General features: G+C 64.2%; 11 protein-coding genes. 1 reads left to right on the top strand and 10 read right to left on the bottom strand.

Annotation, left to right across the window (positions count from 1 at the left end; all coding sequences use genetic code 11):
* Positions 1-137 precede the first annotated feature (137 nt).
* The 10 genes from BMI01S_RS22460 to BMI01S_RS22415 form a co-directional block, all read right to left on the bottom strand.
* Complete coding sequence (locus BMI01S_RS22460) at positions 138-1,061, bottom strand: LysR family transcriptional regulator (protein ID WP_028230729.1); 924 nt, start codon at positions 1,059-1,061, stop codon at positions 138-140.
* Positions 1,062-1,110: 49 nt separating this feature from the next.
* Complete coding sequence (locus BMI01S_RS22455) at positions 1,111-2,481, bottom strand: MFS transporter (RefSeq protein ID WP_028212196.1); 1,371 nt, start codon at positions 2,479-2,481, stop codon at positions 1,111-1,113.
* Positions 2,482-2,679: 198 nt separating this feature from the next.
* Positions 2,680-4,005, bottom strand: a complete 1,326-nt coding sequence (oxlT, locus tag BMI01S_RS22450; protein ID WP_036044790.1) for an oxalate/formate MFS antiporter — start codon at positions 4,003-4,005, stop codon at positions 2,680-2,682.
* A 130-nt stretch (positions 4,006-4,135) separates the two neighbouring features.
* Complete coding sequence (locus BMI01S_RS22445) at positions 4,136-5,530, bottom strand: NAD(P)(+) transhydrogenase (Re/Si-specific) subunit beta (RefSeq protein WP_028230731.1); 1,395 nt, start codon at positions 5,528-5,530, stop codon at positions 4,136-4,138.
* Positions 5,531-5,539: 9 nt separating this feature from the next.
* Positions 5,540-7,111, bottom strand: coding sequence for a Re/Si-specific NAD(P)(+) transhydrogenase subunit alpha (locus BMI01S_RS22440; RefSeq protein WP_028230732.1), 1,572 nt, complete (start codon positions 7,109-7,111; stop codon positions 5,540-5,542).
* Positions 7,112-7,312: 201 nt separating this feature from the next.
* Complete coding sequence (locus BMI01S_RS22435) at positions 7,313-7,567, bottom strand: hypothetical protein (RefSeq protein ID WP_028212192.1); 255 nt, start codon at positions 7,565-7,567, stop codon at positions 7,313-7,315.
* 17 nt (positions 7,568-7,584) lie between these two features.
* On the bottom strand, positions 7,585-8,019 hold the full coding sequence (locus BMI01S_RS22430) for a PAS domain-containing protein (RefSeq protein ID WP_028212191.1): 435 nt from the start codon (positions 8,017-8,019) through the stop codon (positions 7,585-7,587).
* A gap of 164 nt (positions 8,020-8,183) precedes the next feature.
* Positions 8,184-9,434, bottom strand: coding sequence for a formyl-CoA transferase (gene frc, locus BMI01S_RS22425; protein ID WP_028212190.1), 1,251 nt, complete (start codon positions 9,432-9,434; stop codon positions 8,184-8,186).
* Between the two features lie 35 nt (positions 9,435-9,469).
* Entirely contained in the window at positions 9,470-11,218 is a 1,749-nt protein-coding gene (gene oxc, locus BMI01S_RS22420) for an oxalyl-CoA decarboxylase (RefSeq protein ID WP_028230733.1), read from the bottom strand.
* 308 nt (positions 11,219-11,526) lie between these two features.
* A complete protein-coding gene (locus tag BMI01S_RS22415) occupies positions 11,527-12,246 on the bottom strand; it encodes a GntR family transcriptional regulator (RefSeq protein ID WP_028212188.1) in 720 nt (239 codons plus the stop codon).
* 237 nt (positions 12,247-12,483) lie between these two features.
* On the opposite strand from BMI01S_RS22415, the gene BMI01S_RS22410 reads away from it, so the two are divergent.
* The gene (locus BMI01S_RS22410) at positions 12,484-12,849 is read left to right on the top strand and encodes a hypothetical protein (RefSeq protein WP_036044791.1); all 366 of its coding nucleotides are present in this window, start codon (positions 12,484-12,486) and stop codon (positions 12,847-12,849) included.
* Positions 12,850-12,945: the final 96 nt, after the last annotated feature.

Here is a 12,945-nt window from a genome sequence, read left to right as displayed (position 1 = left end):
GGCCGGACACTGGACAACGCATCCGGCACAGAACCGCAGCGTAGCGAGACGGCACAGCCGAGGGAATTGCGCAGTGGTCAACGCTGCCTTCGCCAAATGCGAAGACCGGACCAACCCGGGTCGACGCGTGCCGGCGGTCACGTCCCGCCTGGCGTTACGGGAGGCGCCTGAGCATGGGGGCGTGGGCCGATCAGATGCTCGACCAGCCGGCGCCCGATGGCCGACAGCGCGGCAGCATCCCGCACACAAACGAACATGCGGCGCTCGGCCCAGGCATCCGTTAGCGATATCACACGCAGCCCCATGTCCCTGGCAAAGTTGGACGCCGCAATTTCCGGCAGCACCGCCACCCCCATGCCGGCCTGCACGAGCTTGCACACGACCTCGAAACTGTTGACCTGCATGCGCAAGCGCAGAGACAGCCCTTGCGTGGCCGCAGCGTCCGCTACCAGCCGCCACATGGCAGTGGAACTATCGAGGCCAACGAAGTCGTATTCGGCCAGCGCGGAAAACGCTACCCGGCGCCCGCGCAAGGCATGGCCTCGCGGGACGATGGCGATCAGCCGGTCGCGTTGGTATTCGTAGCAGACCAGTCCGTCGCGCGAAGGCCCGTCAACCACCACGCCGATGTCGGTCTTGCCTTCCCGCACCGCCTGCGCGATGTCGCCGCTGCGCCGCTCCTTCAGGTCGAGCTTGACCTCGGGATACCGGGTAGCAAAGACGGAGAGATCCTTCGCCAGAAACTGGGTCATGGCGGAGGTATTGGCCTGGATGCGGATATGCCCCTTGGCCCCCTTGGCGTAATCGGACATGTCGGCCTGCAGACGCTCGGCCTGATCGAGCAGTTGCCGCGCGTGGAACGCCAGTGCCTTCCCTGCCGCCGTCGGCTCGACGCCCTGCGGCGACCGATGCAGCAATTGCACGCCATAGCGGTGCTCCAGCAGCGCGATCCGACGGCTCGCTGCCGCCAGCGCGATGTGCGACTGCTCTGCCGCCTTCGACAAACTGCGTGTTTCGATCGAGCGGCAGAACAGTGCGAGAGATGTCAAATCAGGGAGCATGCGGAATTTTTCGAGTTCGGACCGGCTCAGAATCCCGGGTCGGCCTCACTCAGGCAACCGGCACCGTCTTGCGCTCGTCCAGCGGCGAAAAGCGCGTGTCACGCTCAAGATCGTTGACGTCCTCCTGCTCGGCTGTCGACAGTTCGCCGGCCAGAAAGCCCGTGCGGTTCAAGAGCCCGATCATGCAGACGAGCGAGACCAGCGCATATATCGCCGATGCGATGGCCACGCCCGTGATGCTTTTCGTGGAATTGAGCAGCCATTGAGCCAGAACCGGCGTGCCCCCGCCCACCACGAGCGAACAGAGTTGATACGAGAGCGACAACCCTGTGTAGCGCACCCTGGCAGGAAAGACCCGTGCGAGGATGCCGCCCACCGCGCCGTAGAACATCGAATGCGGAACGGTAGCGAGACACATGCCGATCATGGCGATCCAGTAAGCCTTGGTCTCGATCGCGAAGAACATGGCCGGCATCAGGACGAATTCCGGCAGCACCATCAGGCAGACGGCCTTGCGCATGTCCATTCGCTGCACGAGCAGCGCGCCGAGCGGTTGGGTGAGGAACTGGACGATCAGCGCGACCACGATGATGCTGAGAAACGTCCCCTGAGTATAGCCAAGCTCCCTGGTGGCCCAGGAAAGCGCGAAGGTGGTCTTGAAGTAGGTGACATGGATCACAGGCAACACGCCTGCGGCCAGCATCACGATTACCCAGTGCTTGCGCAGCACTTCCGCGACGGGCAGTTTCACCGTCTTGTTCTGCCTGAGAACGCGCTTCATGTCCTCCGGCTCTTCGAGCTTCAGCCGAACCATCATGCCAACGATCACGAGCGTGGCCGAGAGCAGGAAAGGAATGCGCCAACCCCACACGACGAATTCCGGTGTGGGCAATGCGCTTAGCGCAAAAAAGATCAGCGTCGCGAGCAGGTTGCCGGTCGGCGAGCCCTGCTGCGCGAACGCCGAATAGAGAATGCTCTTGTGCTTCGGTGCGCTTTCGCTCGCGATCAGCACCGCGCCTCCCCACTCCCCGCCCACGGCGATGCCCTGGATCACCCGCAGCATCACGAGACCGACCGGCGCCCACGCGCCGATCTGCGCGTAGCCGGGCATCAGGCCGATACCCGTGGTAGCCACGCCCATCATCATGAGCGTGATGACAAGCGTGGTCTTGCGGCCGATACGGTCGCCCAGGTGCCCGAAGATCAGGCCACCAATCGGCCGCGCAACGAAGCCGGCCCATAGTGTGAGGAACGACAGCAGCGTGGCGACACCCGGGTCGAGCGAGCTGGGAAAAAACACCTTGCCGAACACGAGCGCGGCAGCAAGGCCATAGATGTAGAAGTCATACCACTCGATCGTCGTGCCGACAAAGGCGGCTATCGCGGCACGCAAAGGCTGACCGTTTTTCTGACCTGTCATGTCCGTCTCCATGTTCTGCTTTTCATGTATTCGGGCGACGCCTGACGCCGTCGCCCGCAGCGCTGCCCGTATGCGGCCCGGCTGGTGCGCACAATACTAGTAAGGAGATCGATAAATGACTAATACAGAATATTTTACGTTCGATAAGTCCCTCTTATGATGGGTAATCCCCCTCTTTTCGCCCCTGCGAAGCATCTGCTATTCGTGCGATCCCAGCGGCGAGGGCGCGAACGCCGCGTCGGCGATCCTCGCCTCCACGCCCGACTGAAAGATCCAGCGCCGGCGCATCGGCTGCAGGAGCACTTTGGCGCTCACGCCCGCCATCATCGCCACGCAGGCGACCAGGTCGAACACCATGTTCCAGCCTCCGTGGATCGCGAGCAGCGTGGCGACCGGCACGAGCATCGCCGCCGTTCCTTTTGCGGTGTACAGCGTGCCCGCGTTGCCGGCTGCGTATTTCGCCCCGAACGTATCGGCGCAGGTCGCCGGAAAGTTCGAGAAGATGTCGCCGTAAAACAGGAAGACGAGCCCGGAAAACAGCATGAAGAGATACGGGTCGTGGCCGAACGCTCTCAGGCCCAGCAGCGCGAGCCCCTCGCCGAGGAACGTGATGAACATCGTGTTCTCGCGGCCGATGCGGTCCGAAATGAACCCGCACAGCGGCCGCGTAAAGCCGTTGCAGAGGTTGTTGATCGAGAGCGTCATGGTGAGCAGCGGCAACGTCGCCGCGGCGAGCGTGACCGGCATCGAGGCGAAACCGTAACTCTTCGCGATCGGGCCGATTTGCGCCGTCGCGATGATGCCGCCCGCCGCCACGCATACGAACATCGCGTACATCACCCAGAAGACGGGCGCGCGGACCATCTGTTTCGTCGTGTAGTCCGTCTTCGTCGCCACGATTCGCTTCGTCCCGGCCGCATGCGCGGGAGGCTTCGGTCGCACCATGAGAAGCGCGAGCGCCATGATGCAGGCACCTTGAAGGAGTCCGAAGAATACGAACGCACGCTCATAGCCGGCGTGCTGGATCATGTTCGAGATCGGGATGACCGTGAGCGCCGCACCCGCGCCGAAGCCGGCTGCCGTCATCCCCGCTGCGAGCCCGCGCCGGTCGGGAAACCACTTGAGCGCCGTGCCCACGCACGTGCCGTACACGCAGCCCGCGCCGATGCCCGAAATCACAGCCGCGACGTAGAGCACCGGCAGCGCGGGCGCCCACGCGTCGAGCACCCAGCCCAGCGCCACGCAGCAAGCGCCGCCCATCACCACGGGACGCGGACCAAAGCGGTCGACCAGCCACCCCTCCACGGGCACGAGCCAGGTTTCCGTCACGATGAAAATGGAAAAGGCGAGCTGGATCGCAGCCTGCCCCCAGTGATGCCGCGAGTCCATCGGCACGACGAAGAGCGTCCATGCGTATTGCAGGTTGGCGACGAGCCCCATGCAGAGTATGCCCGCCGCGAGTTGCACCCACCGGTTGTGCCACCGGGCGGTGTAGCCGCCTTCGATACGTTTGGTATGTGCCACGTTGTCTTTCTCCGTCCGTTGTGATTGCAGCCCGCGGGATCTTCCGCGCATCGCATCCCTGGCGGGACTAGCGCATCCACGCGGCACAGCCGGCGCGGCAGGCCTTCGCCCGTCGCACCTTCCTCAAAAGTCAAGCCGTTTCCAGTTGCCGCAGCAACGCATCCACGCTGCCCTTGGCATCGCCGAACAGCATTCGTGTGTTGTCCTTATAGAAGAGCGGGTTGTCCACGCCAGCGTAGCCCGTCGCCATACTGCGCTTGGAGACGACCACGGTGCGGGCCTTCCACACCTCGAGCACGGGCATGCCGGCGATCGGACTGCCCGCATCTTCCTGGGCGCCGGGATTGACGATATCGTTCGCGCCGATCACGAGCACGACGTCGGTGCTGGTGAAGTCTTCGTTGATCTCGTCCATTTCGAGCACGATGTCGTACGGCACCTTCGCGTCGGCGAGCAGCACGTTCATGTGACCGGGCAAGCGCCCCGCAACAGGATGGATACCGAAGCGCACCCGTATGCCGAGCGCGCGCAGCCGCCGCGTGATCTCGCTGATGGTGCCCTGTGCCTGCGCGACGGCCATGCCGTAGCCCGGCACGATCACGACTTCCTGCGCATCGCGCAGGAGCGACCCGACTTCGTCGACGGTGGTCGCCACCACGTCGCCCTGCGGCGCCGCGCTTGCCGCGGCGCTCGCGGTTCCGAAGCCGCCGAGGATCACGGAGGCGAAGCTGCGATTCATCGCGCGGCACATGATGTAGCTGAGAATCGCACCGCTCGAGCCGACGAGCGCGCCCGTGGTGACGAGCAGATCGTTGTCGAGCATGAAGCCCGTTGCCGCGGCGGCCCAGCCGGAATAGCTGTTGAGCATCGAGACCACCACGGGCATGTCCGCGCCGCCGATCGCCATGACGAGATGCACGCCGAGCGCCGCCGCCAGCACGCACATGACGATGAGCGCATGGAGCGCGCCGCCGCCGCCGGACGCACTGACGAAGCGATAGCCGAGCACGATGCACGCGCCGAGCACGACCGCGTTGAGCAAATGCCGCGCGGGCAGTACGAGCGGCTTGCCGCCCACCGTGCCCTGCAGCTTCAGGAACGCGACGATCGAGCCGCTGAACGTGACCGTGCCGATGAAGGCACCGACGTAGATTTCGGTGTCGTGGATCGCGCGCTCGACGCCGCTCATCGCCGCCGCCGGCGAAAGAAAGTTCGCGAAGGCGATCAAGGTCGCCGCGAGACCGACGAAGCTGTGCAGCACCGCGACGAGCTGCGGCATCTGCGTCATCTCCACGCGGCGCGCGAGTACCGCGCCGAGCCCACCCCCCACCACCGCGGCGATCAACGCGATCTGCAAACCCGCGCCGCCGGTGACGAGCAAGGTCGCGAGCACCGCGATCACCATGCCGGTCACGCCGTAAAGATTGCCGCGCCGCGCACTCGCGGGATGACTCAGCCCTCGCAGGCTGAGGATGAAGAGCGTCGCCGCGCCGAGCCACGCCATGTTGCCGATTCCGTTGAGCATGACGTCTCCTCAGGTCCGTTGGAACATCTTCAGCATGCGCTGGGTGACGAGAAAGCCGCCCGCGATGTTGACGGTTGCGACAACGAGCGCAATGCCCGCCAGCACGGTCACGATCGGGCTGGCGTTGCCCGGATGCAGCAACGCACCGATCACGATGATCCCGCTGATCGCATTCGTCACGCTCATGAGGGGCGTGTGCAGCGCGGGTGTGACGTTCCAGACCACCTGATAGCCGACGAACACCGCCAGCACGAACACGGTGAAGTGCGCGACGAACGCCGGCGGCGCAACCGCACCGAGCGCGAGCAGCAGCAACGCCGCCACGATGAGCGCGGCAAGCGAGGCGGCGCCGTTACGGCGCGCGGGCTGTGCACCTTCGACTTTCGCGTGTGCGTTCGGCTCCGCTGCCACGGGCTTCGCCTGCAGAGCCGCTTGCGGCGCGGCCGAGACCTGCACCGGCGGCGGCGGCCAGCACACCTGGCCGCGCTGCATGACCGTGGTGCCGCGCTGCACGACGTCGTCCATGTCGAGCTCGAGTTCGCCGTCCTTCGCGGGCGTGAGATCGGTCAGCAGATGACGCACGTTGGTCGCGTAAAGCTGGCTCGACTGGTTGGCCATGCGGCTCGCAAGATCCGTATAGCCGATCACGGTCACGCCGTCGACGTTCACGACCTCGCCCGGGCGCGTCACCTCGCAGTTGCCGCCCTGCTCCGCCGCCATGTCGACGATCACGCTGCCCGCGCGCATGCACGCCACCGTCTTCGCGTCGATGAGGCGCGGTGCCGGTTTGCCTGGAATGAGCGCCGTGGTGATGATGATGTCGACTTCGCGTGCCTGGGCTTCGAACAGCGCCATCTCCGCTTCGATGAACTTCGCGCTCATTTGCCTCGCGTAGCCGCCCGCGCCGCCGCCCTCCTCCTCGATGTCGACGCTCAGGAACTCCGCGCCCATGCTCTGAACCTGCTGGCCGACCTCGGGCCGCGTATCGAACGCGCGGACGATCGCGCCGAGCCCGCGAGCCGCGCCGATCGCAGCCAGCCCGGCGACCCCGGCGCCGATCACGAGCAACTTGGCGGGCGGCATCTTGCCGGCCGCCGTGATCTGCCCGGTGAATACGCGGCCGAAATGCTGGGCAGCCTCGACGACGGCACGATAGCCGGCCATGTTCGCCATCGAGCTCAACGCGTCGAGCTTCTGCGCGCGGGAGATGCGCGGCACGCAGTCCATCGCGAGCACCGTGGCCTCGCGCGCCGCGAGCTGCTCCAGCAACGCCGCGTTCTGCGCAGGCCAGACGAAGCCGATCAGCGTTGCGCCCCGCTTGAGTCGCTCTACCTCTTCGCTCAACGGCGGCCGGACCTTAATGACGATGTCCGCGCCGCTCCATAGCGCGCGCGCGTCGTCGACAATGCGCGCGCCTGCCGTGCGATAAGCGTCGTCCGGGTAGGACGCGCTCGCGCCCGCCCCTGCCTCGACCTCCACCGCATACCCGAGCTTGATCAGTTGTGCCACGCTTTCCGGCGTCGCAGCTACGCGGCGTTCGCCCTCGTGCACCTCACGGGGAACCGCAATGGTCAGCGCCATGATCCGCCTCCGTCCTTCATGGAAAGAGGCGAAACGGCGGGAACATAGGGAATCGGCGGCGCGCCAATACACCTGGCGCGCCCAAAGCGTAGCCACGACTTCATGAAACGTCTCCTGTGTCGGCCGGGTTGGCGATCGAGCGCCTCATTCCGGGTCCATGTTTGAATTCTTTGCGTGCCGCGGCTCGAAAAGGGCTCTGCCCTATGAAGCGCCCACGCTGGGCGAATTGCCGCTTCTGAGAAACGCGAGCGCGGCCTCCCGCGCGCCAGCAATGGCGGCGGCTTCGCTTGCGAATACGGTTTCGTCGACCACCAGCTGACGGGAAAGAACCGCCGCTGGGTCGTCCGCGGCGGCCGCGAGCGTGCGGATCGCGGCAAATGCGGCCCAGCCGCCGTTGTGGATCAGCTGACGGGCCGAGAGTTCGACCTCGAAACGTCCAAGTTTTTCCGTGTGCATCGACGTGCTCCCGACGCTCAGGATTGCTGAGCTTGTGCTTCGAGTTCCGTGATGCGCTTCTTGAGCGAGCGCTCTTCCTGGAAACGTGCCGTTTCGTCGCGGATCACGGCAACGATACCGTTGAGTTCGCCTTGCGGCGAGTGCAGCAGCGCCACGGTGAAGGCGATGGAAAGCGCCTTGCCCGCCTTGTCCACGGCAGGCACGCGCAGAACGTCATTGCCATAGCGCGTCTGACCGGTCGCCATCGTCTTGTGATAGCCCTCCCAGTGGCGGCCGCGCAGCCGCTCGGGAATGATCAGGTCGAGTGTCTTGCCGAGCGCTTCTTCCTGCGTGTAGCCGAACATGCGCGTGGCGGCGGGATTCCAGAATGTAATGTCGCCGGCTGCGTCCGAGATGACGATGGCGTCCCCAATGGCATTTGCGAGTTGCTCGAAATCGATGGCGGATTGCATGGCGATGATTGGATGGGGTGAGTCGTTGATCGTCGCCGCGGGGTTGCGCGGCGTCCTGCGTGTCTTGCAGTTTCGCGGGTGCCAGGCGGGCGCAGCATGTGCCGCGCCCGCTCTCTCTGCCTGCTTGTCTACCTGCTTTGCGTCTGCTTCCTGGGCGTACGGCCTCAGACCGCGCGCACCTCGTGCAGCGCCGCGATCTGCTGCGGCGTGTAGCCGAGGTCCGCCAGCACTTCGTCGGTGTGCTCGCCGAGCAGCGGCGAACCCGTGATCTCGGGCTTCAGATCGGAGAACTTGATCGGGCTGCCCACCGTGAGGTACGAGCCGCGCTCCTTGTGCGGCACCTCTACGATCGTACCGCTCGCACGCAGCGACGGGTCATTGGCGATTTCCTTCATGCTCAGCACCGGCGCACACGGAATGTCGAATTTGCGCAGGATATCGACCGCTTCGAACTTCGTTTTATCGGCGAGCCACGCCTCGATCGTCGCGAAGATGTCGAAGATGTGCGGCTGACGCGCTTGCGCCGTGTTGTAGTTCGGGTCGTCGATCCATTCGGGTTTGCCCAGAGCGCGGCAGATCGGCTCCCACGCGTGCCCCTGAACCGTGAAGTAGATGTACGCGTTCGGATCCGTCTCCCAGCCCTTGCACTTGAGCACCCAGCCCGGCTGGCCGCCGCCGCCGGCATTACCACCGCGCGGCACGACGTCGCTGAACGTGCCGTGCGGGTACTGCGGGTATTCCTCGAGGTAACCCACACGCTCGAGACGCTGCTGATCGCGCAGCTTCACGCGGCACAGGTTGATCACGCTGTCCTGCATCGACACGGCGACCTTCTGACCCTTGCCCGTTTTCTCGCGTCCGATCAGCGCCGTGAGAATGCCGATGGCGAGATGCATGCCCGTATTGCTGTCGCCGAGCGCCGCCGCGCTCACCGTGGGCGGACCGTCCCAGAAGCCCGTGGTCGAAGCCGCGCCGCCCGCGCACTGCGCGACGTTTTCATAGACCTTCAGGTCGTCGTAGTGGTGACCTTCGCTGAAGCCCTTCACCGAAGCGACGATCATCTTCGGATTGAGTTCCTTGATGCGCTCCCACGTGAAGCCCATGCGGTCCAGCGCGCCCGGGCCGAAGTTCTCCACCATCACGTCCGACTCGCGAATGAGCTTCTCCAGCACTTCCTTGCCTTCGGGCTTTTTCGTGTCGAGCGTGAGCGAGCGCTTGTTGCTGTTGAGCATGGTGAAGTAAAGCGCATCGGCTTCGGGGATGTCGCGCAATTGCGAGCGCGTCACGTCGCCGGCGCCTGGGCGCTCCACCTTGATCACGTCCGCGCCGAACCACGCGAGCATCTGCGTGCAGGCGGGCCCGGCCTGCACGTGCGTGAAGTCGATGATCTTGATACCTTCGAGGGGTTTGCTCATTTCTCGCTTCTCCTGATCTACCTGATCGATTGGATTTATTTCTTCATGGCCGCGCTTTGCGGATTCAGATTCGTGAGACGGCCGCTTTCGGTCCCGGCCGATTCGTCGATGACTGCGTTGATCAACGTGGGCTTGCCCGAGGCGATCGCTTCGAGCAGCGCACTCGTCAGTTCTTCGGGCGTGGTCGCCTGATGGCCGATGCCGCCGAACGCCTCGATCATCTTGTCGTAGCGCGCGTTCTTCACGAACACGGTGGGCGCGACGTCGCTGCCGCCGCTCGGGTTGACGTCCGTGCCGCGATACACGCCGTTGTTGTTGAAGACAATGGTGCAGACCGGCAGGTCGTAGCGGCAGATCGTCTCCAGCTCCATGCCTGAGAAACCGAACGCGCTGTCACCCTCGATCGCCACGACCTGCGTGCCACTCGTCACGGCCGCACCGATCGCGAAGCCCATGCCGATGCCCATGATTCCCCAGGTGCCCGAGTCGAAGCGCTTGCGCGGCTGGTACATGTCGATGATGCTGCGCGCGTAGTCGAGCGTGTTCGCGCCTTCGTTGACCACGTTGATGTCGGGACGCGTTTTCAGCACATCGCGAATCGCGCGCAGCGCGCTATGGAAGTTCATCGGCGACGGGTTCTTTGCGAGCGTCGCGGCCATCTTTTCCAGGTTCTTGTTCTTGCGTTCGGCCACGGCGGCGAGCCATTCCGACGGCGGCTTCGGGAAGTCATTGCCAAGGCCCGCCACGAGCGCTTCCACGCACGAGCCGATGTCGCCGATCACAGGCGCTTCGATGGCGACGTTGCTGTCGATCTCCGTCGGCGCGATGTCGATCTGCACGAACTTCTTCGGTCCGGCGTCCGCGCCCCACGTCTTGCCCTTGCCATGCGAGAGCAGCCAGTTCAGGCGCGCGCCGATCAGAATCACGGCATCCGACTCGGCCAGGACGAACGAGCGCGCAGCCGACGCCGACTGTTCGTGCGTGTCCGGCAAGAGACCCTTGGCCATCGACATCGGCAGATACGGAATGCCGCTCTTCTCGATCAGTTCGCGGATCTGCGCGTCGGCTTGAGCGTAAGCCGCACCCTTGCCGAGCAGGATCAGCGGACGCTTCGCATTCCTGATCACATCGAGAGCGCGTTGCACCGCCTCCGGTGCGGGAATCTGGCGCGGCGCCGCGTCGACTACCTTGACGAGCGACTGCTGCCCCTTCACCGCGTCGATGGTCTGCGCGAGCAGTTTTGCCGGCAGGTCGAGATAGACGCCGCCGGGACGGCCCGAGACCGCCGCGCGAATCGCCCGCGCCACGCCGATGCCGATGTCCTCGGCGTGCAGCACGCGGTAAGCCGCCTTCGCATAGGGTTTCGCGGCGTTGAGCTGGTCCATTTCTTCATAGTCGCCCTGCTGCAGGTCGACGATTTCGCGCTCGCTCGAACCGCTGATGAGAATCATCGGGAAGCAGTTCGTGGTCGCGTTGGCCAGCGCCGTGAGGCCGTTCAGGAAGCCCGGTGCCGAAACGGTCAGGCAAATGCCCGGTTTCTTCGTCATGTAGCCCGCGACGGCGGCGGCGTTGCCTGCGTTCTGCTCATGCCGGAAGCCGATGAACCGCATGCCCTGGGCCTGGGCGAGGCGCGCGAGATCGGTAATGGGAATACCGACGAGACCGAAGATCGTGTCGATATCGTTGAGTTTCAGCGCGTCGATGACGAGGTGAAAACCATCGGTCGTTTGCTGCGCTTCGGGCACAGGGATCTGCTGCGCCTCGTTGATGCCTGCTTCTGCCATGACGTCTCCTCTTTGGCGGGGCGTTGTGTGATACGTGATATACAATATTCCACACACAATATTAGTCAAGCGTTTTTTGTCCGTGGCTCGCATGCTGCAGTGCATCGCGTCGTGCACCGTTGCTCTGTCAGCTCTCCACGGGCGGGCGCTTTCGATTCGCGATTCGCCCAAACTTCCCGACAATCTTGTTACGGACTCCATACTTTCATTTCAGCGTCGCGCGGATCATTCAGGCCAACAAGGCATCGATACGGCTTGCTGATGCGCCGGGCGATATGAATCCGCAGCGCGACGCCGCATCCTTCGCCTCAGTCGAGAAAGTCGCAGTTGGCTTCCACGAACAGCGCGAGTTCTATCGAGTGCTGCCGCACGAGTTGCTCGACGCGCTCGGTGTCGCGCGCCTCGAGCGCCTCGATGATGCGCATGTGGTCCACGATCGAGCGCGACGCGCGATCGCTCTGCGCGATCGTCATGCGCCGGATCGCCCGCACATGCATGAAGATGTTCTTGATGGTGTCGACGATGAGGGGCGATTTCGACAGTTCCACCAGCGACTGGTGGAACATGATGTTCGCTTCGGAGTACTCCTCGATATGTTCCGAGGGTGTCGAGTCGCCGAAGGTCGCAAACATGCGTCTTAATCCGGCAATGTCGTCGTCCGAGGCGCGCTGCGTGGCGAGGCGCGCGGCGATGCTTTCGAGCGCGGCCCACATATAGATCATCTCAACGATCTCCTTGCGCGTCTTGCGCAGGATGTAAACGCCGCGCCGCGGCACCGTGCGCAGAAAGCCCTCCTGCTCCAGCAGCGTCATAGCCTCACGCACGGGCGTTCGGCTCACGCCGAGCTTCTCGGTCAAGTCCTTCTCGTCGAGCCGGATTTCGTCTCGCGACCGGTAAATGTCGGTCTCCGCAATGGCCTGCTTGAGCTTCGCGTAAGCCTGATCGCGCAGCGAAGCGGTCGCGTTGATCGGCTCCAGCGTCAGGGTGACCGGGGACGCCCCGGCGTCGTGTTCTCTTTCGGCGGACATCGGTCGTTTGTCTCCAACGTTCTGTTTAGCCGGCACTGCAGGGAATTTCATATTTCCAATACAATATATCAGCAACTCGGGCGAGACTAAGGGGGGTTTACGCGTACCCTCCCGGCGTTCGCGCGGTCACGGCGATGCATACATTATTTATTATTGTTTTCGAAAAAAACTTTAACTATCACTTATTCATTGCGGCCTCTACGCTTGGTTCATGCAACCCGACATGAGGAGACGGCCATGAACCACCCGACCAGCCATCGCGATCGTCAGCTCGAAGCGCAGCTGTGCGCGTTCAATACAGCCTTTGCCGAACTGGGCCTGCGGTTTCGCTGGGACGCGAGCACCCTCTTCTCGCTCGCCACGATCGCGGGAGAGTCCGCACGTGTCGCGGCCTACATCGAAACGCACCATCCGCATTTGCTCAAGGCCTACACGATGGAGTTCCTGTGCGAGGCGATCCTCGCGCGCAAGAACGCCCAGGCGCCGGGCGAATGGCCGCTGGCAACACCCGCGCCGCGCGAAGCGCAAGAATGGCCGGCCGTGACGGCCGCCATGGAGCAGGATTGGCACGGAGGCGGGTTGCCGGCGCTCGCGGGTGCCTGAAGTACACGAGCGCGGAAAAACGTCATAAAGACAAGGCCCGTCTGGCCAGGTCACCCGCCAGGGTGCGATCCAGACGGGCCCGATAGGGGGAGCGCG

It is taken from the genome of Paraburkholderia mimosarum LMG 23256 = NBRC 106338, from assembly GCF_000739815.1.
Classification (GTDB): Bacteria; Pseudomonadota; Gammaproteobacteria; order Burkholderiales; family Burkholderiaceae; genus Paraburkholderia; species Paraburkholderia mimosarum.
This window is presented reverse-complemented; position numbering and strand designations above follow the sequence as displayed.

Excerpts from the sequence above, each read along its gene's own strand:
- BMI01S_RS22460 (WP_028230729.1), bottom strand. The coding sequence starts at position 1,061 with ATGCTCCCTGATTTGACATCTCTCGCACTGTTCTGCCGCTCGATCGAA.
- BMI01S_RS22455 (WP_028212196.1), bottom strand. The coding sequence starts at position 2,481 with ATGACAGGTCAGAAAAACGGTCAGCCTTTGCGTGCCGCGATAGCCGCC.
- BMI01S_RS22445 (WP_028230731.1), bottom strand. The coding sequence starts at position 5,530 with ATGCTCAACGGAATCGGCAACATGGCGTGGCTCGGCGCGGCGACGCTC.
- BMI01S_RS22440 (WP_028230732.1), bottom strand. The coding sequence starts at position 7,111 with ATGGCGCTGACCATTGCGGTTCCCCGTGAGGTGCACGAGGGCGAACGC.
- BMI01S_RS22435 (WP_028212192.1), bottom strand. The coding sequence starts at position 7,567 with ATGCACACGGAAAAACTTGGACGTTTCGAGGTCGAACTCTCGGCCCGT.
- BMI01S_RS22430 (WP_028212191.1), bottom strand. The coding sequence starts at position 8,019 with ATGCAATCCGCCATCGATTTCGAGCAACTCGCAAATGCCATTGGGGAC.
- frc (WP_028212190.1), bottom strand. The coding sequence starts at position 9,434 with ATGAGCAAACCCCTCGAAGGTATCAAGATCATCGACTTCACGCACGTG.
- oxc (WP_028230733.1), bottom strand. The coding sequence starts at position 11,218 with ATGGCAGAAGCAGGCATCAACGAGGCGCAGCAGATCCCTGTGCCCGAA.
- BMI01S_RS22415 (WP_028212188.1), bottom strand. The coding sequence starts at position 12,246 with ATGTCCGCCGAAAGAGAACACGACGCCGGGGCGTCCCCGGTCACCCTG.
- BMI01S_RS22410 (WP_036044791.1), top strand. The coding sequence starts at position 12,484 with ATGAACCACCCGACCAGCCATCGCGATCGTCAGCTCGAAGCGCAGCTG.